Source organism: Bradyrhizobium elkanii WSM2783 (assembly GCF_000472865.1).
GTDB classification, from domain to species: Bacteria; Pseudomonadota; Alphaproteobacteria; order Rhizobiales; family Xanthobacteraceae; genus Bradyrhizobium; species Bradyrhizobium elkanii_A.
Genome location: NZ_AXAP01000063.1, coordinates 1 through 21834 on the forward strand (window position 1 = coordinate 1; position 21834 = coordinate 21834).

The window sequence follows — 21834 nt, forward strand, 5'->3', positions numbered from 1 at the left end:
TGATGCTTGGTGCGAGGTCCATCCTCGACTCCGTCACACCATCAATGTGAGGGACGACCGCCCGCCCTCCAAGCAAGCCGCGCGCAGCGCGCCACCCATAGCGCCGTAGCAAGCGCGGCTTGCTTGGAGGGCAGACCGCGGCCCGTTACCCCATCTACGATCTACGACCGCACTTACAGCGTCACCACGATCTTGCCGAGGTGCTTGTTGGCTTCCATGTGCTCGAACGCCTTGCCGATTTCGTCGAACTTGTAGACGCGGTCGATCGGCAGTTGCAGCTTGCGGGATTCCACGGCGCCCCAGATGTCCTTGCGGACTTCGTCGAAGATCTCGCGGATCTCCTCGATGGTGCGGGTGCGGAAGGTGACGCCGATATAGTGGATGCGGCGCGCCGCGTGCAGGTCGAAGTTGAAATCGGCATGGGTGCCGCCGAGCCGGCCGACATTGACGATGCGGCCCTTGATCTTGGTCGCAGCGAGGTTCTGGTTGGCGACCTTGCCGGAGACCTGGTCGACGATGAGGTCGACGCCTTCGCCGCCGGTTGCCTTCAGCACCTGCTCGACCCAGGTGGGGTCGCTGGAATCGATCGCGAGATCGGCGCCGAAATCCTTCAGCCGGCCGCGCCGCATCGCGTCGGTCGATGAGCCGATCACGAGCTTCGCGCCCTTGAGCTTGGCGATCTGCATCGCCATCAACCCGACGCCGGAACTGGCACCCTGGATCAGCACAGTCTGTCCCGCCTGGAGCGCGCCATTGGTGACGACGGCGTTGTGCATGGTCGCGAGTGCGACGGGGAGGGTGGCGGCGTCCTCGAAATTCATGTTCGAGGGCGCGCGGAACAGCCGGCCGTGATCGGCAAGCGTGTATTCAGCAAAGGCGGCGCTGCCGGAACCCATGATCTTGTCCCCGACCTTGACGCCTTTGGCGTCAGGTCCGAGCTCGGCAACCTCGCCGGCCCACTCCATGCCGAGCACGGTGCCGACGCCGCCCGCGCTGCCATGGGCATGGCCCTTGGTCATACCGAGATCGGCGCGGTTGAGGCCGCAGGCGTGAACCTTGACCAGCACCTGCGTACCCTTCGGCATTGGCTTGGCGACGTCGGTGATCTCAGCGCCATTGGCGCCATAGACATAGGCTTTCATCGGCTCTTCTCTTTGGTTGGGCAGCAAGACCGCTCTAGATTCTTGTTTTGACGCGTTTTCTTCACGCGAACCGGTCTCCACCCTCGGATCAAGTCCGAGGGCATGCTTCGCTCGAAAACGCTCTATTCGGCGGCCTGGCGCTGCGCCCCCGAAATCATGCTCTCGAGACGGCCGCGGATGATCGCCTCCGCATCGCGTACGATGCGCGATACCAGTTCGGCGCAGCTCGGGATGTCGTGGATCAGGCCCTGCACCTGGCCGGCCGACCAGATGCCTTCGTCGGCATCGCCGCTAGCGTAGACCATCTTGCCGCGGGCGCCGGCGACGAGTTCGCGCACGTCCTCGAATTTCGCGCCTTCCTTCTCCATCGCGACCACCTTGGTCGAGATCGCGTTCCTGGCGACGCGGGAGGTGTTGCGCATGGTGCGGAAGATCAGCTCGGTCTCGCGCTCGTCATTGGCGACGATGCGCTCCTTGACGAGCTGATGGATCGGGCTCTCCTTGGTGCACATGAAGCGTGTGCCCATGTTGATGCCGTCGGCGCCGAGCGCCAGCGCAGCCGCCAAGCCGCGGCCGTCGCCGAAGCCGCCGGAGGCGATCATCGGGATCTTCACCTTGTCGGCCGCGCAGGGGATCAGGATCAGGCCGGGGGTGTCGTCCTCGCCGGGATGACCGGCGCATTCGAAGCCGTCGATCGAGATCGCGTCCACGCCCATGCGCTCCGCCGACAGCGCGTGGCGGACGCTGGTGCATTTGTGCACGACCTTGACGCCGTGCTTCCTGAACTCGTCGACATGTTCCTGTGGCTTGTTGCCCGCGGTCTCGACGATCTTGATGCCGCTCTCGATGATGACCTGGCGGTATTCTGCGTAAGGCGGCGGCTTGATCGCAGGCAGGATGGTCAGGTTCACGCCAAACGGCTTGTCGGTCATCTCGCGACAGCGCGCGATTTCCTTGCGGAGATCATCCGGTGTCGGCTGGGTCAGCGCCGTGATCATGCCGAGCGCGCCGGCATTGGCGACGGCAGCGACGAGTTCCGCGCGTCCGACCCATTGCATCCCGCCCTGCACGATCGGGTGCTCGACGCCGAAAAGCTCGGTGAAGCGTGTCTTGATCATTACTGCCCTCTGTTTCCCCGGCGCGGATCGCCGCGCGTTGTTTATCGAGAATTCATTCGGGCAGCAGGATGCCGTCGCCCCCTGCAAAAGTCCACGGCGGCGGGTGATGGTCAGGGCAATGCCATCATGCAAAAGCGCCCGCGTTGTTTCCGCAAGGCGGAACTAGAGCTTCGGTTCTGATTGAATCAGAACCGAAGCTCTAGATTCTTGTTTTGACGCGTTTTCTTCACGCGAACCGGTATCCACTTCGCTCGAAAACGCTCTAGCCGGATCGACCCAAAGTCCTCGAATGAAGGGGTTCACGCCATTGGCTTCAGGTGACGTTGCCTACTGCCTGAATTCGTTCGTGAGCTCGCCGATGCCGTCGATTGCCACCGTTACGGTGTTGACCGGCTCCTTCATGGCGCCGACGCCGACCGATGTGCCGCAGGCGATGAGATCGCCGGGCAAGAGCGTCATGTCGTGCGAGATCTTGCTGACGAGCTCCTGCGTGCTGAAGATCATGTCTGATATCGGGTAGTTCTGGCGCTCGGCGCCGTTGAGGATGGTGCGCACGACGAGGCTTGCCGGATCGATCCCTGCGGTGATGACGGGGCCAAACGGGCCGTAGCCGTCAAAGCCCTTGGCGCGGGCCCATTGCGCAAACGTTTTGTCGCGGTTGAGGATGTCGTTGGCGGTGACGTCGTTGACGCAGGTGTAGCCGAAGATGAAGTCGTCGGCCTCATCAGGAGAGACGTTGGTGCAGGGCTTTCCGATCACGATGCCGAGCTCGCCCTCATAGGTGGTCTTGCCGTCATAGGAGAGGGGGCGCTCGATCACGGCACCCGGCGCGGTGACGCTGGTGGTTGCTTTCAGCAGATAGAGCGGCTCGGCCGGCTCAGGTTGCCGCAGCTTGGCGGCGAGCGCGTGGAAATTATTCCAGAGCGCGACGATCTTGCTTGGCTCGGAGGGGGCGAGCAGCTCGACGTCCTCCAGCGCGAGTATTCGTCCGTTCGGCTTGGAGGTGCCGAACATCTCGCCGTCATGTACAGCGATGCCGGATGGCGTCAGCACGCCGAAGCCGGTCTCACCGTGGCGGCGGAAGCGAAGCCAATGGGTCACGTTACGCTGCAACATCACGTGACCGCCGCAACTTTTGCTTCCGGCGATGGAAGCACCCTTCCGTCGTAGAGCCCGGCGATCCGGGCGCGCTGGGCAGCGAGCGCCAGCATCGCATCCAGCGACGGCGTCGGAATGCCCGTCAGGCGTCCCATTTCCTGAACCACGGTGACCAGCGGATCGATCTCCATCGGGCGGCTGCGCTCGAGGTCCTGCAGCATCGAGGTCTTGTGGGCGCCGACCTTGCGCGCGCCTTCGATGCGGCGTTCGACGTCGACACGGAACTTGACGCCGAAGGTTTCGGCGATCGCCTGCGTCTCCAGCATGATCGCTTTCGATAGCGCGCGGGTCGGCGGATCGGAGCAGATCACGTCCAGGGTCGCATGGGTGAGGGCGCTGATCGGGTTGAAGCAGACATTGCCCCACAGCTTGAGCCAGATCTCGTCGCGGATGCGCTCGAGCACGGGCGCCTGCATGCCCGCCTTGGTGAAGACATCAGACAGACGCTGCACGTCCTCGGTGATTTCGCCGGAGGGCTCGCCGAGCGGAAAGCGGTCGCCATAGACGTGGCGGATGACACCGGGCGCCTCGATCTCGGTGGCGGGATAGACGATGCAGCCGATCGCGCGCTCGGGGCCAAGCTCGCGCCACTGCCGGCCACCGGGATCGATGCTCTCCAGCGTCGAGCCCTGATGATCGCCGCCGTGCTTGTGGAAGTACCAATAGGGGATGCCGTTGACTGCGGTGACGACGCGCGTGTGCGGCCCGAGCAGCGGCTGCATCCGTTCGAGCACGCCGGTGATCGAATGCGCCTTCAGGCAGATGATGACGAAATCCTGCGTGCCGAGTTCGGCCGGATCGTCGGTGCAGCGGGGATGCACGATGCGCTCTTCATCGCCGATCAGGAGCTTCAGCCCGTTCGCCTTCATGGCCGCGAGATGGGCGCCGCGTGCGACCAGGCTCACCTCCACGCCCGCGCGCGCAAGCTGCACGCCGAGATAGCCGCCGATCGCGCCGGCGCCGTAAATGCAAATCTTCATGGGATGTTTCGCAAAAGAGGCGGGGTTGATGTTTCAGCGCTGGTCGTGCGCCGGTGCCGAGGACGTCTCAGACCGGCGCGCTGACGCTGGGGTGCTTTCAAGCCGGAATGGCTTCCCGCGCGGCGATCGCCTGCTCGTCGAATGCGGCTGCGATGTCGCGGATGCTGATGACGCCGATCAGGCTGTAATCGTCGATGACCGGCACGTGGCGGATGTTGTGCCTGTTCATGAGGTGACGGATATGCTCGAGCGAGTCGCGCGAGGTGCAGGACACGAGCTGCTGCACCGAGATGAAGTGCGACACGCGCATGTTGGCTCCCGCTGCGCCATGCTCGGCGATGGCGCGCACCACGTCGTGCTCGGTGAACATGCCCACTGCCGTGTTGCCCTCGGTGCGGACGACATCCTTGACCACCAGCGCGCTGATATTGCCCGAACGCATCAGTTGGGCGGCGATCGCCACAGTCTCGTTCATGCGAACCGTCGCGACACGGGCGGCTTTCTTGCGCAGAATATCTCCGACTTGCATGGCAACCTCCTTGGGTTCGTTAATAGCTGCAAGTCTGGTATACAAAATGCCAATTGTCAACGCAGCTGAAGTAGATGCCTTCAGAAAAATATAGCAAAAACAGTAAGTAACGCTGACGCTTTCCGTCCGATGGACGCCGGTATCTCGCTGATCTATATCGTTGTATTTTGTATTCCTTTGACTTTTGGCAAAAGAAAAGGCGCACCGGAGTGCGCCTTCGCTGTCGCAGCGGCTGCGATCATGCTGTCGTGACACTGCGCGCGGTCGCCTCTGCCGCCGCCGTCTCGTTGCCCAGGATGAAGGCGCGTCGCATCGGCCTGATCACGAACAGCGCCATCAGCGCCGCCGTCGCGTTGAGCGCTACGCCCATCACGAACACGGCGTGCCAGCCAAAATTCTTGGCAACGATGCTGGCGAGCGGCACCAGCAGCGAGGCGGTGCCTTTCGCCGTGTACAGCATGCCGTTGTTGGTGGCGGCGTACTTCACACCGAAGGTGTCGCCGCTGGTGGCCGGAAACAGGCTGTAGATCTCGCCGAACACGCCGAAATAGACCGCGGTCGCGAGCACGAACACGATCGGATGAGCGCCATAGGTCGAGAGCGTCAGCAGCATCAGCGCGCCGGTGCCGAACGCGATGAACATCGTGTACTCGCGGCCGATATTGTCGGAGATCCAGCCGAACAGCGGCCGGCCGAATCCGTCGAAGACGCGATCGAGCGAGATCGCAAACGTCAGTGCCGCCATCTGGATGCCGGCGAGCGAGACCGGCGTCTTGGCAATCTGGAAGTCGTCGGCGATCGGCGCGATCTGTGCGGCGGTCATCAGGCCGCCAGAGGCGACCATCACGAACACCAGGTACATCACCCAGAAGATCGGGCTGCGCAGCACCTGCGGCGGGGTAAAATCAATCTTGGTCTGCGGCAGGTTGAGCTGCTTCTTTTTCGGAGGGATCGCGACAGATGGCGGCCGAATGAAGAAGGCGAGCACGCACACGATCAGGCCTTGCCCGATGCCGAAGTCGAAGAAGGCGGTCTGGTAGCCGCTGGCGGCGATCATGCTTGCGATCGGCACCACGGTGAGTGCGGCACCCGCGCCGAAGCCGGCGGCGGTCGCGCCGGCAGCGAGGCCCCGACGGTCCGGAAACCATTTCAGCGCATTGCCGACGCAGGTGCCGTAGACGGCACCGGCGCCCATGCCGCCGATCACGGCGGCGGTATAAAGCAGCGCCAGCGAATCCGCGTAGGAATTGAGGACCCAGGACAGCGCGATCATCACGCCGCCGAACATGATCACCATGCTCGGCCCGTATTTGTCGACGAACCAGGCTTCGACGGGGACGAGCCAGGTCTCGGTCACCACGAAGATCGTGAAGGCGAGCTGGATGCCCGCACGGCCCCAATGATGCTTCGCGTCGATCGGATCGACGAACAGCGTCCAGCCGTATTGCAGGTTGGCGATCATCGCCATGCAGACGATGCCCATGGCGAGCTGAAACCAGCGGAAGCCGCTGGACGCAGGTGCTGAAGGTGCGGCGGCGGCGTTGCTTAAAACCATCAAGTCCTCCCGAGCGCGTGCCTGCGGTTGCGGCCTTCTGTCGCGAGTTTGTGACTTATCGTCGCAAGCACTGGGCGGATGTTGGTATACTATATCCCACAATGCAAGCCGAACTTGTGCTGCAGTGCGGTATAGGGCATGCCGCAGCTCGGCGGTCACGGCGAATTCGGAAAATCGGAAGCGCAGCAAAAAAGCGCCCGGCTGTGGGCCGGGCGCTTCATACCAACTCTGTTGCGCGATCTACGATGCGCCCGATTTTTCCACCACGACCTTGCGCCATGGCTTCAGCACGAGGATGGCGAGCAGCGATGCCAGGATGTTGGCGCCCGCGGCGATGAGAAAGACATTGTCCCAATTGCCAGCGGACTGCTGCACGTAGTTCGCAAGCGGCACCAGCAGCGCGGCCGTGCCCTTGGCGGTGTAGAGCAGGCCGGCATTGGTGGTCGCGAATTTCGAGCCGAAGGTGTCGGTGCAGGTGGAGGGGAACAGCGAGTAGATCTCACCCCAGGCGAAGAACACGAAGCCCGACAGGATCACGAACCAGATCGGATCATGACCCCACATGTAGAGCGCCCAGATGCCGATGCCCTCCATGCCGAAGGCGATGAACATCGTGTTCTCGCGGCCGATCATGTCGGAGATCCAGCCGAAGAACGGACGTGTCAGGCCGTTGAGGACGCGATCGATGGTCGCGGCGAAGGTCACGGCGGTCATCGTCATGCCAATCAGGGTCACCGGGACACTGTCGATCTTCCAGTCCACAGCGATCGGCTTCAGGTTCGCCGTTACCATCAGGCCGCCGGCGCCGACGATCACGAACATGAAGTACATCAGCCAGAAGATCGGCTGCCGCAGCACTTCCGTCGGCTGATAGTTGCGCCGGCTCTGAACCAGATTGGCGTTCTGCGCGACCATCGGCACCTGTCCGGACTTCGGCGCGAGCAGGAAGAAGGAGAGCAGCACGATGATGATGCCCTGGCCGAGACCGAAATAGAGGAAGGTGGTCTGGAAGCCGGAGTCCTTGATCATCGCCTGGATCGGCGCGACCGTCAGCGCCGAGCCTGCACCGAAGCCGGCTGCGGTGATGCCGGCCGCCAGACCGCGCTTGTCGGGAAACCATTTCAGCGCGTTGCCGACGCAGGTGCCGTACACGCCGCCGGCGCCGATGCCCGCGATGATCATGCCGAGATAGTAGCCATTGAGCGAGGTCGCCTGGGCATTGATGGCCCAGCCGATGGCGCAGAGGATGCCGCCGACGAGAACCACGATGCGCGGGCCGTATTTGTCGACGAACCAGCCTTCGACCGGCACCAGCCATGTCTCAAATAAAACGAACAGGGTGAAGGCCCACTGGATCGAGGCGCGATCCCAACCGAATTTTTTCTGAATGTCGGGGACGAAGAATGTCCACCCGTATTGATAATTGGCGATCATCACCATCGCCGCGACGCCGATCGCAAGTTGTGTCCAGCGAAAGGTATCGCTGACACGGGCGGTTGGCGGCGCCGTAGCCTGTACCATCTCTGTCATAGGTCCTCCCAAGGCGCGTCTCTGTTTTGTTTTGTCCCAAACGTGCCGCGGCCATCTTGGTATTCCATATGCCAACATTCAAGCGGCAGCACACGGCCGCGTGAAAATGCCGCAGGATTGTCCGGCAGCAGAGCGCGCGGTTGCATGCCTGGGGTCGTTTAACGCGCAAGAAAAATGGCCCCGGAGACGGGGCCATTGGGGATGCAGGAAATCTGATTTCGCGGCGCCGGCGGGGCGTACCGGTGCGCTGCGAAATTACAGGCCGAAGCTCGGCACGTCGCCGTTGCGGATCGAGATCTCGGCGCTCTTCATCAGCAGCCGATCGATCGTGGCCAGCAAACGTCCCCACAGCGAAGTCGGGGCCGAAATTGCGATGGAAGCAGTCTTGGACATGATGTCCCCTTCTGAAGTTGCAGCGGAACTACCGCTTCGTGATCTGGGCACAATCTATGTATACCAGATGCCAGCAACAACGCATTTGTTTGCATAGCAGCATTCGTCTTTTGCAATGCAGCATAGATCAGTTATCAGGCATCCCAAATGGCAAAAAGACCGCCGGGGGTCCCCGGCGGCCTATGTTTCCAGCTTGATGGCCTTCTTACTCGGCCGCCTGCTTCTGCGGCGGGTCGAGTGCGCCGGAGTCGTGGATCTCGGCGACCTGGTGATCGCTGAAGCCCAGCACCTGGCGCAGAACCTCGTCGGTGTGCTCGCCGAGCAGCGGCGAGCGGAGCACCTCGCTCGGGCTGTCCGAGAGCTTGATCGGGTTGCCGACCGACAGATACTTGCCGCGGGTGGGGTGGTCGACCTCGACCACGGTGCCGGTCGCGCGCAGCGACTGGTCCTCGGCGAGTTCCTTCATCGACAGGATCGGGCCGCAGGGGATGTCGTATTGGTTGAGGATCTCCATCGCCTCGAACTTGGTCTTGGTCGTGGTCCACTGCTCGATGCGGGCGAAGATCTCGTTCAGCCGCGGCAGACGGGCCGGCGGCTTGGCATAGTTCGGATCGGTCTTCCAGGTGGGCTCGCCGATCACGTCGCAGATCTTCTCCCAGACCGGCGCCTGCGTGATGAAGTAGATGTAGGCGTTGGGATCGGTCTCCCAGCCCTTGCACTTCAGGATGCGCCCGGGCTGGCCGCCGCCGGAATCATTGCCGGCGCGCGGCACGGCGTCGCCGAACGGAATGCCTTCACCGAACTGGCTGTATTCCTTGAGCGGGCCATGGGCGAGGCGCTGCTGGTCGCGCAGCTTGACGCGGCAGAGGTTGAGCACGCCGTCCTGCATCGCCGCGGTGACGCGCTGGCCCTTGCCGCTCTTGGTGCGGTGGAACAGCGCGGTGACGATGCCGAGCGCAAGATGCAGCCCGGTGCCGCTGTCGCCGATCTGCGCGCCGGTGACGAGCGGCACGTCGTCGCGGAAGCCGGTGGTCGAGGCCGCGCCGCCGGTGCACTGCGCGACGTTCTCATAGACCTTGCAGTCCTCATACGGACCGGGGCCAAAGCCCTTGATCGAGGCCACGATCATCTGCGGGTTGATCTGCTGGATCTTCTCCCAGGGAAAGCCCATGCGGTCGAGCACGCCGGGGCCGAAATTCTCCACCAGCACGTCGCACTTCTTGATCAGCGCGGTCAGGACTTCCTTGCCCTTCGGGTTCTTGGTGTCGAGCGTGATCGAGCGCTTGTTGTGGTTGAGCATGGTGAAATACAGGCTGTCCACGTTCGGGACGTCCTGCAACTGGCCACGCGTGATGTCGCCGACGCCGGGGCGCTCGACCTTGATCACGTCGGCGCCGAACCAGGCCAGGAGCTGGGTGCAGGTCGGCCCCGACTGGACATGGGTGAAATCGAGAATGCGAACGCCCGTGAGCGCCTTAGTCATCTGTCCTCTCCTTGTTACTACCTGTTGCTGTCATGCCCGAGAAGGCGGGCATCCAGTAATCACCGTCGATTCAGTCGGGCTCAGTGTTCGCCTCACGATAGCTCGGCGGCTACTGGATTCCCCGCTTTAGCGGGGAATGACGCCGTTCAGTTGATCCGTTACTTCTTCTTCAGAACGCTCTGCGGATTGAGATTGCCGATGCGGCCGCTCTCCGAACCCGCCGCCGGATCGATCACCGCGTTGATCAGCGTCGGCTTGCCGGAGTCCATCGCCGCATTGACGGCACGCTTCAATTCATCCGGCGAGGTCGCGTTGACGCCGACGCCGCCGAAGGCCTCGATCATCTTGTCGTAACGCGCGCCCTTCACGAACACCGTGGTGGCGGGATCGGCGCCGGCCGAGTTGGTGTCGGTGCCGCGATAGATGCCGTCATTGTTGAAGACCACGACGCAGACCGGCAGGTTGTAGCGGCAGATGGTCTCGATCTCCATGCCCGAAAAACCAAACGCGCTGTCGCCTTCCACCGCGAGCACCGGCTTGCCGGTCTCGATGGCGGCTGCGATCGCATAGCCCATGCCGATGCCCATCACGCCCCAGGTGCCGACATCGAGCCGCTTGCGCGGCTGGTACATGTCGATGACGCCACGGGCGAGGTCGAGCGTGTTGGCGCCTTCGTTGACGAGGATGGCGTCGGGCCGCTCCTTGATGACGGTGCGGAGCACGCCGAGCGCGCCGTGATAATCCATCGGCGAGGCATTGCTCATCAGCTTCGGCGCCATTTTGGCGACGTTCTCGTCGCGCTTGGCGTTGACTTTTGTAGTCCAGTCGGCGGGCGCCACCGGCCAGTTGCCGCCCATGCCCTCGAGCAAAGCAGTGACGCAGGAGCCGACATCGCCGACCAGGGGAGCTGCGATCTCGACGTTGGAATCCATCTCCTTCGGCTCGATATCGACCTGGATGAATTTCTTCGGCGCGTCGCCCCAGGTCTTGCCCTTGCCATGCGAGAGCAGCCAGTTGAGGCGGGCGCCGATCAGCATCACCACGTCGGCATCCTTCAGCACTGTCGAGCGGGCGGCGCCGGCGGATTGCGGATGCGTGTCGGGCAGCAGGCCCTTGGCCATGCTCATCTGCAGGAACGGCGCGCCGCTCTTCTCGACGAAGCTGCGGATCGCGTCATCGGCCTGCGCGTAGGCTGCGCCCTTGCCGAGAATGATCAGCGGACGCTTGGCGCCCTTGAGCACGTCGAGCGCGCGCTTGACCGCCGACGGGGCAGGGATCTGCGCCGGCGCCGCATCAATCACCTTCACCAGCGACTTCTGGCCGGCTTCGGCGTTGATCACCTGCGAGAACAGTTTTGCCGGCAGGTCGAGATAGACGCCGCCGGGACGACCGGACACCGCGGCGCGGATCGCACGGGCAAAGCCGATGCCGATATCCTGCGCGTGCAGCACGCGGAACGCCGCCTTGCAGAGCGGCTTGGCGATCGCGAGCTGGTCCATTTCCTCATAGTCGCCCTGCTGCAGGTCGACTATCTCGCGCTCCGAGGAACCGGAGACCAGGATCATCGGGAAGCAGTTGGTGGTGGCGTGCGCGAGCGCGGTGAGGCCGTTGAGGAAGCCGGGCGCCGACACCGTCAGGCAGACGCCGGGCTTCTTGGTCAGGAAGCCCGCTATCGCCGCCGCGTAGCCCGCGTTCTGCTCATGGCGGAACGACAACACGCGAATGCCCGACGCCTGCGCCATGCGGCCGAGATCCGTGATCGGAATGCCCGGCACGCCGTAGACGGTGTCGATGCCATTCAGCTTCAGCGCGTCGATGACGAGATGGAATCCGTCCGTCAGCTCTTGTTCCGTGCCCGGTGCTTCAGTCGTCTTGGTGGCAGTATTTAGCATGGGCCTGGTCTCCCTCTGGCTTTTCTGGTTCGGACGAGTTCGTCGTCTTCTGAGTGACGCTTTAAGTGAAAAGTTCCTGGCCGTGCGCTTCGACGTAAGCAGCAAGGCCAAGCGTGTGGTCGCGCGCGCGCTTTTCCGCGAGCTCGGTGTCGCGCGCCTCGAGCGCCTCGATGATGCCGAGATGCTCGGGTAGCGATGTCGCGGTGCGATCCTTCCGCCCGATCGTGAGCTGCCGGTAGCCGCGCACATGCAACAGGATGTCGTTGGTCATATCGACCAGGACCTGATTCTCGGACAGCGAGATCAGGGCCTGATGGAAGGCGATGTTGGCCTTGGAATATTCCTCGATGTGATCTTCCGGCCGGCGGTCGCTGTTGAAATCCTTGAAGAAGTCGCGCAGCGCCGTGATGTCCTTCTTGCGCGCGGTGGTCGTGATCAACCGTGCGGCCATGCTCTCGAGCGCGGCCCAGGCGCGGATCATGTCGACGATCTCGGTCTTGGTGCGGCGGACCACGACGATGCCGCGGCGCGGCACGGTTTTGACGAAACCGTCCTGCTCGAGCATGGCGATCGCTTCGCGGATCGGGGTGCGGCTGACGCCGAGGCGCTCGGACAACGCGCGCTCGTCGAGCATCACCGGCTCGGGCGTCGTATAGATGTCCATCTTGAGAATAGCTTCCTTCAAGGCCTCATAAGCCTTGTTCTTGAAGCTCGTCTCTGGCGCGATCCTGACGATCGCAATATCTGCCTCAGCCATAGCAGGCGGTGCCTTGGTTTCCTTAGGTGTTGCCACGACTCGTCTCCTCCGTTTCGGAGACGTCTTCTTAGCAGAAGAAATACCATCAGGTTTTTGGCATGCCAAATACCAGAATGTCAAGTTGCCATTGTTTTCTGCATCAGGCGAGAGAAGACCGGCTTGACTTTTTGGCTTCTGGCATACCAAATGCCATCAAATTTGTCCTGGGAGGAAGCCGATGTCAAATTCAAAGGATGCAGTCCGCAAGGTTCTCGATGCGGTCAAAGCGGACAAGCGCACGAGCCTGACGGCGCCGGAGGGCAAATTGGTCTGCGATGCCTACGGGATCCCGGTCCCGAAGGAGGACGTCGCCAAGTCGGCGTCCGAGGCGGCGCGGATCGCGTCCGGGATGGGCTTCCCGGTGGTGATGAAGATCGTCTCGCCGGACATTCTCCACAAGACCGAGGCTGGCGGCGTGGTGGTCGGCGTCAAGACCGCGGCTGACGCCGAGAAAACCTTTGAGACGATTCTCGCCAACGCCAAGAAGTACAAGGCCGACGCCAAGATCGAGGGTGTGCAGGTCCAGCAGATGCTGGGCGGCGGCACCGAGGTGATCATCGGCTCGATCACCGATGGGTCGTTCGGCAAGCTGGTCGCCTTCGGCCTCGGCGGTGTGCTGGTCGAAGTGCTGAAGGACATCACCTTCCGCCTCGCGCCCGCGACCAAGGAAGACGCGCTGTCGATGCTCGACGGCATCCAGGCGCATGAGATGCTCAAGGGCGTGCGCGGCGGGGATCCCGTCAACCGCGAGGCGCTTGCTGACGTCATCGTCAAGGTGTCGCGGCTGGTGAGCGATTTCCCCGAAATCGTCGAGCTCGATCTCAATCCCGTATTCGCCACCAAGAAGGACGCGATCGCCGCCGACGTGCGCATCGTGGTCGATTTCGACTACAAGCCGCGCCCGGCGCCGCGACCCACCGAGGAAATCGTCGCCGCGATGAACCGCATCATGCAGCCGAAGGCGGTCGCCGTGATCGGCGCCTCCGCCGAGGACGGCAAGATCGGCAACTCCGTGATGAAGAACCTCATCAACGGCGGCTACAAGGGCGAGATCTATCCGATCCACCCGAAGGCGCCTGAGATCCTCGGCTACAAGGCCTACAAGAGCGTCAAGGATGTGCCCGGGGTGATCGATGTCGCCGTGTTCGCGATCCCCGCGAAATTCGTCGCCGGTGCGCTCGCCGAATGCGGCGAGAAGAAAATTCCCGGCGCCGTACTGATCCCGTCCGGCTTTGCCGAAGCCGGCGCGCCTGAATTGCAGGCCGAGATCGTCGAGGTCGGCAAGAAGTACGATATCCGCCTGATGGGGCCGAACATCTACGGCTTCTATTATACGCCGGCCAATCTGTGCGCGACCTTCTGCACGGCCTACGACGTCAAGGGCCATGCAGCATTGTCATCGCAGTCCGGCGGGATCGGCATGGCGATCATCGGCTTCTCGCGCTCGGCGAAGATGGGCGTCTCCGCGATCGTCGGCCTCGGCAACAAGTCCGATATCGACGAGGACGATCTGCTCGCCTTCTTCGAGCAGGACCCGAACACCAATCTGATCGCGCAGCACTGTGAAGACCTGAAGGACGGCCGCGCCTTTGCCGAAGCGGCCAAGCGGGTCTCAAAGAAGAAGCCGGTGATCGTGCTGAAGGCCGGCCGTACCTCGGCGGGCGCCAAGGCTGCGTCGTCGCACACCGGTGCGCTCGCCGGCAACGACAAGATCTATGAGGACGTGTTCAAGCAGTCCGGCGTGATCCGCGCCCGCAGCTTGAGACAACTGCTCGAATTCGCCCGTGGCGTGCCGGTGCTGCCGACGCCCAAGGGCGAGAACGTGCTGATCATCACCGGCGCCGGCGGCTCCGGCGTGCTGCTGTCCGACTCCGTGGTCGACAACGGCCTGTCGCTGATGCAGATGCCGCCGGACCTCGACGCTGCCTTCCGCAAGTTCATCCCGCCGTTCGGCGCCGCCGGCAATCCCGTCGACATCACCGGTGGCGAGCCGCCGATCACCTATGTCAACACGGTGAAGCTCGGTCTGTCCGATGATCGCATCCACGCGCTGATCCTCGGCTACTGGCACACTATCGTGACGCCGCCAATGGTGTTCGCGCGCAACATGGTCGAAGTGAAGAAGGAGATGGAGGCCAAGGGCTTCGTGAAGCCGATGGTGGCCTCGCTCGCCGGCGACGTCGAGGTCGAGGAGGCCGCCGAATATCTCTACCAGCACGGCATTCCGGCCTATGCCTATTCGACCGAGCTGCCGGTCGAGGTGTTAGGGGCCAAGTACAAATGGGCGCGTGGCGCGGGCCTGCTGTAACGAATGTGAAAATGCCGCTTTGGAGAAATCCGGAGCGGCATTTCGGTCCAGGGACCGAACAAACTGGCCAATCCGATAGCGAACGCGTCTTCCGCAACGGCTGAAGCAGGTCGCGATGAAGAGGGACGTGATCCGGCGCAAGGCGCTTGCGCCGAAATCCACCACCGACGATTACGAAAGCCGCGACGGCGGCGTACAATCCGTCGACCGCGCGCTCTCGATCATCGAGACGCTCGCCGAAGACGACGAGGGCTACCGCCTGAGCGATCTTGCGATCCGCACCGGGCTGTCGACCTCGACCGTGCACCGTCTGCTGGCAACGCTCGAAAGCCGCCGCTTCGTGCAATTCGACCGCACCGAATCGAAATGGCATGTCGGCGCCCGCAGCTTCACCGTCGGCGCCACCTTTGCGAGGCGCCGCAACTTCACCGCCCAGGCAGTTCCCTATTTGCGCAAACTGCGCGACCTCACGCGTGAGACCGCCAACCTCGCCGTAGTCGACGACGAGTTCATCGTCGTGCTCACCCGCATGGAGAGCCGCGAGATCATGCGTTCGCTGACCAAGGTCGGCGGTCGCGTGGCGATGGTGGCCTCCGGCGTCGGCAAGGCGGTGCTGGCGACATATTCGGATGAGGACGTCAGCGCGATCATCCGCCATCATGGCATGCCGCGCCTGACCGAGAAGACGATCACGCGGCCGAGCGACCTGTTCAGGGAACTCGAACGTGTCCGCCGCCAAGGCTACGCCGTCGACGACGAGGAGGCCTGCATGGGGCTGCGCTGCATCGCCGCCGTCGTCTACAACGATTGCAGCGAGCCGCTCGCGGCGATCTCGGTATCAGGCATGACCAGCCGCCTGACCGACGACAGGCTGGCCGCACTCGGCCAGACCGTGCGCGAGGTGGCCGCCGAGCTGACAGTTGCGCTCGGTGGCGTGATGCCTGCGACGAAGCCTGACTGATCGTTCAGCCGTCATGACGCCGACGCCGCCCTGCGGCGCGACGCGTGCATTTGGCGGAAGGCCCAAATCCATTAGAGTGGGCGGCAACGGGCCAGTGGATCGGCTGCTTCCCTGGTCGCGAGAAAATGCCGGGGAGAAAGCATGGGTCGGAAGATCGCGATCGTCGGGGCTGGTGCCGTCGGCGGGTATGTGGGTGCCCATATGGTGCAGGCGGGCGAGGACGTCACGTTCATCGATCCCTGGCCCGAGCATATCGATCACATGAGGAAGCACGGACTACGTGTCACCCATGCACGAGACGTCGCGGAATTCTCGGTGCCCGTGCGTGCGCTGCACATCACGGACGCGCAGCAGCTCGCCAAGGAGAAGCCGGTCGACATCGCCTTCGTCTGCATGAAATCCTACGACACGGCATGGGCGACCATGCTGATCCAGCAGTATCTGGCGCCGGACGGCTATGTCGTGTCGCTGCAGAACTGCATGAATGAAGAGACGATCGCCGGCATCGTCGGCTGGGGCAAGACGCTCGGATGCATTGCCAGCAGCATCACGGTCAACCTGCCTGAGCCCGGCCATATCCACCGAGGCGCCGGCAAGGGCGGGGCGGCGCACACCGTATTTCGCGCCGGTGAAGTGCACGGCCGTATCACGGTGCGGGCGGAAGAGATCTGCCGACTGGTGGGCTACTCCGACAGCGCCAAAGTCACCGGCAATCTGTGGGGCGAACGCTGGTCGAAACTGGTCGCCAATGTCATGGGCAATGGGCTCTCGGCCTGCACGGGTCTGCCGGGCGGAGACATGTTGCAGAGCGAACCGATCCGCCGTTTCTCCACCCGGCTCGGCAGCGAAGCGATCCGCGTCGGTCAGGCGCTCGGCTATCAATTGGAGGAGATCCTGCACCTGCCGCCCGAGACGATCGCGCGTGCCGGAGAAGGCGACGAGACGGCGATGCGCGCGTGTGACGAGCAGCGCTTCAAGGACGGCAAGCGCACTTCATCCGAGCAGCGTCCCTCGATGGGCCAGGACATGCAGAAAGGCCGGCGCACCGAGATCGAATTCCTCAACGGTTTTGTGGTGCGCGAGGGCGAGAAGATCGGAATTTCTTGTGCGGCTAATGCCGTGTTGACAGACCTCGTCAAGCGCGTGGAACGTAACGAGCTAAGCCCGGATCCGCGGCATATCACGGAGCTGCGATTGAACTGAGCCGATTTGTTCACCTAGATGTGCTCGTAAGAGCAGAACAGCGTTGACGTCTGAACTGGCGGGTGGAGCGGACAAACTCCGTTCCGCTGAATCGCACAATGGCTGTCTGGAGACACTGAGATACGGAATCTCAGCATCCGTGCGCGATAGCCTCAGAGAGAAAAATGCGCTGGCTGCAAAAAGGCAGCACGTGCTCGAATCGAAGGCAGCAAGAAGCTCATCCTGATGGAACGCACGCTCAACAGCGCAATTTCTTGCGCACTTATGCCGTCGCGTTTGGCACGGTGGTTGCTTGAAGTGCATGGTGGACAGGAGACACCATGTCATCGCCCAAAGTGCAACTTCGTTTGAACGGCGTCCGTAAGAGCTTTCCTGGAAAGGAAGCAGCGACGCAGGTTCTCGACGGCTTAACCTTCGATATCCATGAGCGTGATTTCGTCAGCATCATTGGCCCGAGCGGCTGTGGCAAGACGACGGTGTTCAATATTATCGCCGGCCTCGTGGATCCCGATGATGGCGTCATGCTCTATCGCGGCCAGGAAGTGGAAAGCTTGCGCGGTCGCGTGGGCTATATGATGCAAAAGGACTTGCTTTTTCCTTGGCGTACGGTGCTGGACAACGTTCTGCTCGGCCTTGAGACCAAGGGCGTCGATCCAAAACGGGCTCTGGATACCGCGAGAGAATATCTCAGCACGTTCGGTCTTTCCGGCTTTGAGAACTCATATCCCAAGATGCTGTCCGGCGGAATGCGTCAGCGCGTGGCCTTGATCCGCACTCTCGTGCTCGATCCCGACATCCTGCTCCTCGATGAGCCGTTCTCGGCGCTCGACTATCAGACGAGGCTGTATCTCGAAGGCATTCTGATGGAGGCGGTGGAAACCTTTCACAAGACCGTGATCCTCGTGACCCACGACATCGATGAGGCAGTGGCGCTTTCCAAACGCGTGGTGGTGCTCAGTCAACGTCCGGCGCGCGTGAAGGCCGTTCACGACATCGCGCTGAACGAACATTCGCCGATCGCGGCGCGAAGCGATCCGCGCTTCTCCGGTTATTTCCACACGCTCTGCGCGGAGCTCGATATCCAGACCAGGAAGAGTGCATGACGGAAACGGCTCAACTTGTAAAAACCGCGGCGCCCGCTCGCCGACGCGAGAAAAAGCGCCGCAACGTGTTCGATTCCCTTATCGGACGAAGCGCGCTTCAGATCCTTGCCGTCGTCGGTTTCTTCCTGCTGTGGGAAGCGGCGGTGCGATGGGGATGGTTGTCGGGCTTCCTCGTTGGTCAGCCGAGCGGCGTTCTGCGCAACCTCATCGGCTCCATCGCGAACGGCTCTCTTTTCACTGACACCGGTTACACAATATTCGAGGCAATCCTGGGATTTGCCTTCGGTACCGTGATCGGTTCGGTTATCGGCCTTGCGCTGTGGTACTCGGTGTTCGTGGCGCGGCTGGTGGAACCGTTCATCGCGGCCATCAACTCGGTGCCGAAAATCGCGCTGGCGCCGATCATCATCCTGTGGTTCGGCACCGGCTTGCTATCGAAGGTCGCGCTCGCGATCTCGCTCACCTCCATCGTCGCTCTCATCACCGCCTACCAGGCGGCAAAGGACGCGGACAAGGATCTCCAGGCGCTGCTTTTCTCTATGGGCGCGTCCAAGCAGCAGATCTTCAAGCGGGTGATCGCGCCCTCTACCTTGCCTGCGATCATCGCCACCTTCCGCATCAATATCGGCTTCGCCCTGGTGGGCGCGGTCGTGGGGGAATTCATCTCCTCCCAGCATGGTCTCGGCCACGTCATCTACGTGGCCTCGAGTCTTTACGATCTCAATACGGTGTGGGCTGGCCTGTTCACGCTGATGCTCGTTGGCTTTCTTTTCTACCACTTGGTCGAGGTCATCGAGAATTGGCTGCTTCCCTGGAAGCAACAGCAGGGCGGCACGCAGATCAACGTTTGATCTTCTTTCAGGAGACTTCTAAAATGAGACGGCGAATTTCGAAATTGAGCACTCTTTCCGTTGCCCTTGCTCTTGCGCTCGGCATAGCCGCAGCAGGGCCGGCTTCCGCCGAGATGAAGAAGGCGACCATTTCTCAGGCGTTTCAATCGCTGCTATACCTGCCGCTCTACGTCGGCATGAACGAGGGCTTTTTCGAGAAGCAGGGGCTTGATCTCAACAAGGAGAGCGCCGGCTCCGGAAGCGTTGCTCTCTCGGCCGTGATCTCCAAGAGTGCGCAATTCTCGCTGCATGGACCCGAATGGACAGCTATCGCTGCGTCCAAGGGCGCCCCGGTGAACACGATCGCCAACGTCGTGAATGGCGCCGCGGTATGGATCGCCGCCACGCCCGACTTCAAGTTCGACAGTGTGAAAGATCTCAAGGGACAGAAGATCGTGACTGGCCTGATGCCGACCACCAGCACCTCGCTGTTCATCAAGCTGCTGAAGGAAAACGGCATGGATGCCAGCAAGGACGTGGAGATGATCCAGGTTCCGCTCGGCACCGAGCCCGGCCCCTTCGTTGCCGGCCAGGCCAAAGTAGCGGTCATGTACGAGCCCGGCCTCGACCAGGTGGTAGCCAAGGGCATGAAGGTGGTGGTCGGCTTCCCGAAACTGTACGGCGCCTATGCCTTCTCTACCATCACCGCGCGCAACGATGTCGATCCGGACCTTGCCCAGCGGCTGACCAATGGCCTCGAAATGGCGGTGCGTTTCATGCACAAGAACGAGGCGCGCACGGTGGAAATCGCTCAGAAGGAATTCCCGAATCTTGAGCCTGCCGTGGTGGAAGCGGCGGTGAAGCGCATGCTTGCCGACAACGTTTACCCCACCAGTGTCGATATCACGCCCGACGCGCTGAAGCTTGCGCTCGAGACGCAGATCGCGCTCGGCAATCTCGCCGCCCAGCCTGACTACAAGACCTTCGTTCCAAGAACCTATATCGAAAAGGCGATATCCACGAACTGAGCTTTGCCGATCTTCGTCACCGCGGCTTCGGGCTGAACCCGGAGCCGTTTGCCTTTAGACCTTTCTCACCTCGGTTACAGGTCCATCCGGAAATGAACTTCGCGCAAGACCACTCTGGGGTCCTCGAAATCGTCCGCATGATCGCGGGGGGCTCGGCACAAGCGCAGAACCTGATTGCGGCCAGCCGCGCGCGCGCCGCGGCTGTCGAACCCGATCTTCGCGCCTTCGCTTATTTGCCGTCCAAACCGCCGATCGTTTCAGCGGGAAATGGACCACTTGCAGGCGTGGCAATAGGCGTGAAAGATCTCATAGACACGGCCGATATGCCGACCACCTATGGCTCGCCGGTGTATGCGGATCACCAGCCGAATGAGGATGCCTGGGTGGTCAGCCGCCTGAAAGATCTCTCGGCAACAGTTCTCGGCAAGACGGTCACCACCGAATTCGCGTGGCGCGAACCCGGCCCCACCCGCAACCCGTGGAATCCAAGGCATACGCCCGGCGGTTCATCGTCCGGCTCTGCGGCAGCCGTTGCAAGCGGCTCGGTGCAAGCGGCGCTGGGCACGCAGACGCTGGGTTCGATCCTGCGACCTGCCGCCTATTGTGGTGTGGTGGGATTAAAACCCAGCTTTGGCACCATCAGCCTGCAGGGCGTCCATCCGCTCTCTCAGTCCCTGGACCACCTCGGCCTGTTCGCCCGCAGTGTGGATGACGCCGCGTATCTGCTGGCGCTGCTGGCGGGCGGCCCCGGTGCGTCTCCGCAGGCGCCGTTCCAGATTTCTCCTGAAGGCGTCGATCCTTTTCCCGCGCCACGGATAGCGTGGCTTCGTCCGGCGGCAACGCCGCCCTTGGACGAAAGCCAAAGCACGTTGCTCGCGCAAGTCGCCATTCTCTTCGGAGATGCCGGGGCGATCGTCGAGCCGTTTGCGTTGCCTGCGGAGTTCGAGCAACTGCCGGCGCTCTCCGCTACGCTCTGCGGCGCGGACGGGGCGGCGAATTTCGGTGATCTGGTTACACGCTTCCCGGACAAGACCAGCGCCCGGCTTCACGCCCTTGTCGAACGCGGCGCGCCGATTTCCGCGACCGAGTATATTTCCGCCCGCGCCAAGCAGCTTGCGCTGCGCGCCGACTTTACCCGCGCGCTCGCAGGTTTTGACGCTGTTCTCACGACCGCAGCAACTGGCGAAGCGCCGGAAGGATTGTCTGATACCGGCGACCCTGGCCTGTGCGTGCCTTGGACAACTCTCGGGGTTCCGGCGATCGCATTGCCCGCTGGGATCGGGTCGAACGGCCTGCCCATGGGCATCCAGCTTGTCGCGCCATTCGGCGAAAACCTGAAGCTGCTGCGCATCGCCAAATGGTGCGAAGCCTCGCTCGCTATCAAGAACGGGGGCCAGCGAAGCGAATAGATGCGGTGGTTGGAAGGCGGTATTCGCTTTTGAGTTTGACTTCAGCGCTCTTAAATCACCGTCGTCGAACGAACGAGCTTCCGGCCGGGAGCAAGTAATCTGATGCTGGTCGGTTGCTACTTTTGCTGAATACGGCTCAGATAATCGATAACAGCGAGGATGCGTGTGCGCACGACGACATCCGGGCTTTGCTCCGGCCCGGCCATCTTCCAGTAAGATGGATCAACATAGTGAGGCAAGTTGACAATGGGATTGAATCGTTCCCCCAAATTGGCATTTCGCGAGTGCCGTGAGCGGGAACTGTTTTCGATCCATATATGGTTTCAACTGATGATCATATCATGCCCCCGCCTGCGGTCTTCGGGTAAATCTTACCAGCCTACTTGGGTTTGGTTGGGTTTGATCCAGCTCAAGTT

At 62.3% G+C, this 21834-nt stretch carries 18 protein-coding genes; 7 read left to right on the plus strand and 11 right to left on the minus strand.

Annotated elements, in window-relative coordinates:
* Positions 1-173: 173 nt before the first annotated feature.
* The 11 genes from YY7_RS0135800 to YY7_RS0135850 all read right to left on the minus strand — a co-directional run bounded on the left by YY7_RS0135800 (position 174) and on the right by YY7_RS0135850 (position 12537).
* Positions 174-1142: a zinc-binding dehydrogenase gene (locus tag YY7_RS0135800; protein WP_028167395.1), complete on the minus strand. Its 969-nt coding sequence runs from the start codon at positions 1140-1142 to the stop codon at positions 174-176.
* A 122-nt stretch (positions 1143-1264) separates the two neighbouring features.
* Positions 1265-2260, minus strand: coding sequence for an NAD(P)H-dependent flavin oxidoreductase (locus YY7_RS0135805; RefSeq protein WP_028167396.1), 996 nt, complete (start codon positions 2258-2260; stop codon positions 1265-1267).
* A gap of 327 nt (positions 2261-2587) precedes the next feature.
* Positions 2588-3376: a fumarylacetoacetate hydrolase family protein gene (locus YY7_RS0135810; RefSeq protein ID WP_028167397.1), complete on the minus strand. Its 789-nt coding sequence runs from the start codon at positions 3374-3376 to the stop codon at positions 2588-2590.
* Positions 3376-4398: a 2-dehydropantoate 2-reductase gene (locus tag YY7_RS0135815; RefSeq protein ID WP_028167398.1), complete on the minus strand. Its 1023-nt coding sequence runs from the start codon at positions 4396-4398 to the stop codon at positions 3376-3378. Before YY7_RS0135815 ends, YY7_RS0135810 begins: the two co-directional genes overlap by 1 nt.
* Before the next feature lie 97 nt (positions 4399-4495).
* Entirely contained in the window at positions 4496-4927 is a 432-nt protein-coding gene (locus YY7_RS0135820) for a CBS domain-containing protein (RefSeq protein ID WP_028167399.1), read from the minus strand.
* A gap of 238 nt (positions 4928-5165) precedes the next feature.
* Positions 5166-6482, minus strand: coding sequence for an oxalate/formate MFS antiporter (oxlT, locus tag YY7_RS0135825; RefSeq protein WP_028167400.1), 1317 nt, complete (start codon positions 6480-6482; stop codon positions 5166-5168).
* Positions 6483-6722: 240 nt separating this feature from the next.
* Entirely contained in the window at positions 6723-8012 is a 1290-nt protein-coding gene (oxlT, locus tag YY7_RS0135830; RefSeq protein WP_028167401.1) for an oxalate/formate MFS antiporter, read from the minus strand.
* A gap of 255 nt (positions 8013-8267) precedes the next feature.
* Positions 8268-8405: a hypothetical protein gene (locus YY7_RS62220; protein ID WP_196237378.1), complete on the minus strand. Its 138-nt coding sequence runs from the start codon at positions 8403-8405 to the stop codon at positions 8268-8270.
* A 205-nt stretch (positions 8406-8610) separates the two neighbouring features.
* Positions 8611-9888, minus strand: a complete 1278-nt coding sequence (gene frc, locus YY7_RS0135840) for a formyl-CoA transferase (RefSeq protein ID WP_028167402.1) — start codon at positions 9886-9888, stop codon at positions 8611-8613.
* A 158-nt stretch (positions 9889-10046) separates the two neighbouring features.
* A complete protein-coding gene (oxc, locus tag YY7_RS0135845) occupies positions 10047-11780 on the minus strand; it encodes an oxalyl-CoA decarboxylase (protein WP_028167403.1) in 1734 nt (577 codons plus the stop codon).
* Between the two features lie 61 nt (positions 11781-11841).
* Positions 11842-12537 carry a GntR family transcriptional regulator gene (locus YY7_RS0135850; protein ID WP_210384870.1) on the minus strand — a complete coding sequence of 232 codons (696 nt, stop codon included), beginning with the start codon at positions 12535-12537 and terminating at the stop codon, positions 11842-11844.
* 217 nt (positions 12538-12754) lie between these two features.
* Between YY7_RS0135850 and YY7_RS0135855 the strand changes: the two genes are divergently transcribed.
* The 7 genes from YY7_RS0135855 to YY7_RS0135885 all read left to right on the plus strand — a co-directional run bounded on the left by YY7_RS0135855 (position 12755) and on the right by YY7_RS0135885 (position 21418).
* A complete protein-coding gene (locus YY7_RS0135855) occupies positions 12755-14884 on the plus strand; it encodes an acetate--CoA ligase family protein (protein WP_028167405.1) in 2130 nt (709 codons plus the stop codon).
* 115 nt (positions 14885-14999) lie between these two features.
* Positions 15000-15845, plus strand: coding sequence for an IclR family transcriptional regulator (locus tag YY7_RS0135860; protein WP_028167406.1), 846 nt, complete (start codon positions 15000-15002; stop codon positions 15843-15845).
* Between the two features lie 141 nt (positions 15846-15986).
* The gene (locus YY7_RS0135865; protein WP_028167407.1) at positions 15987-17048 is read left to right on the plus strand and encodes a ketopantoate reductase family protein; all 1062 of its coding nucleotides are present in this window, start codon (positions 15987-15989) and stop codon (positions 17046-17048) included.
* Positions 17049-17368: 320 nt separating this feature from the next.
* Positions 17369-18151: an ABC transporter ATP-binding protein gene (locus tag YY7_RS0135870; RefSeq protein ID WP_028167408.1), complete on the plus strand. Its 783-nt coding sequence runs from the start codon at positions 17369-17371 to the stop codon at positions 18149-18151.
* Positions 18148-19002: an ABC transporter permease gene (locus tag YY7_RS0135875; RefSeq protein ID WP_028167409.1), complete on the plus strand. Its 855-nt coding sequence runs from the start codon at positions 18148-18150 to the stop codon at positions 19000-19002. The genes YY7_RS0135870 and YY7_RS0135875 overlap by 4 nt, the downstream gene beginning before the upstream one ends.
* Positions 19003-19025: 23 nt before the next feature.
* Positions 19026-20009: an ABC transporter substrate-binding protein gene (locus tag YY7_RS0135880; RefSeq protein ID WP_028167410.1), complete on the plus strand. Its 984-nt coding sequence runs from the start codon at positions 19026-19028 to the stop codon at positions 20007-20009.
* Between the two features lie 92 nt (positions 20010-20101).
* Positions 20102-21418, plus strand: coding sequence for an amidase (locus YY7_RS0135885; RefSeq protein WP_028167411.1), 1317 nt, complete (start codon positions 20102-20104; stop codon positions 21416-21418).
* The last annotated feature ends 416 nt before the right edge of the window (positions 21419-21834 follow it).

Bases quoted from the DNA above. Each gene is read 5' to 3' on its own strand.
- YY7_RS0135800 (WP_028167395.1), bottom strand. From the start codon at position 1,142: ATGAAAGCCTATGTCTATGGCGCCAATGGCGCTGAGATCACCGACGTC.
- YY7_RS0135805 (WP_028167396.1), bottom strand. From the start codon at position 2,260: ATGATCAAGACACGCTTCACCGAGCTTTTCGGCGTCGAGCACCCGATC.
- YY7_RS0135810 (WP_028167397.1), bottom strand. From the start codon at position 3,376: ATGTTGCAGCGTAACGTGACCCATTGGCTTCGCTTCCGCCGCCACGGT.
- YY7_RS0135815 (WP_028167398.1), bottom strand. From the start codon at position 4,398: ATGAAGATTTGCATTTACGGCGCCGGCGCGATCGGCGGCTATCTCGGC.
- YY7_RS0135820 (WP_028167399.1), bottom strand. From the start codon at position 4,927: ATGCAAGTCGGAGATATTCTGCGCAAGAAAGCCGCCCGTGTCGCGACG.
- oxlT (WP_028167400.1), bottom strand. From the start codon at position 6,482: ATGGTTTTAAGCAACGCCGCCGCCGCACCTTCAGCACCTGCGTCCAGC.
- oxlT (WP_028167401.1), bottom strand. From the start codon at position 8,012: ATGACAGAGATGGTACAGGCTACGGCGCCGCCAACCGCCCGTGTCAGC.
- YY7_RS62220 (WP_196237378.1), bottom strand. From the start codon at position 8,405: ATGTCCAAGACTGCTTCCATCGCAATTTCGGCCCCGACTTCGCTGTGG.
- frc (WP_028167402.1), bottom strand. From the start codon at position 9,888: ATGACTAAGGCGCTCACGGGCGTTCGCATTCTCGATTTCACCCATGTC.
- oxc (WP_028167403.1), bottom strand. From the start codon at position 11,780: ATGCTAAATACTGCCACCAAGACGACTGAAGCACCGGGCACGGAACAA.
- YY7_RS0135850 (WP_210384870.1), bottom strand. From the start codon at position 12,537: ATGGCTGAGGCAGATATTGCGATCGTCAGGATCGCGCCAGAGACGAGC.
- YY7_RS0135855 (WP_028167405.1), top strand. From the start codon at position 12,755: ATGTCAAATTCAAAGGATGCAGTCCGCAAGGTTCTCGATGCGGTCAAA.
- YY7_RS0135860 (WP_028167406.1), top strand. From the start codon at position 15,000: ATGAAGAGGGACGTGATCCGGCGCAAGGCGCTTGCGCCGAAATCCACC.
- YY7_RS0135865 (WP_028167407.1), top strand. From the start codon at position 15,987: ATGGGTCGGAAGATCGCGATCGTCGGGGCTGGTGCCGTCGGCGGGTAT.
- YY7_RS0135870 (WP_028167408.1), top strand. From the start codon at position 17,369: ATGTCATCGCCCAAAGTGCAACTTCGTTTGAACGGCGTCCGTAAGAGC.
- YY7_RS0135875 (WP_028167409.1), top strand. From the start codon at position 18,148: ATGACGGAAACGGCTCAACTTGTAAAAACCGCGGCGCCCGCTCGCCGA.
- YY7_RS0135880 (WP_028167410.1), top strand. From the start codon at position 19,026: ATGAGACGGCGAATTTCGAAATTGAGCACTCTTTCCGTTGCCCTTGCT.
- YY7_RS0135885 (WP_028167411.1), top strand. From the start codon at position 20,102: ATGAACTTCGCGCAAGACCACTCTGGGGTCCTCGAAATCGTCCGCATG.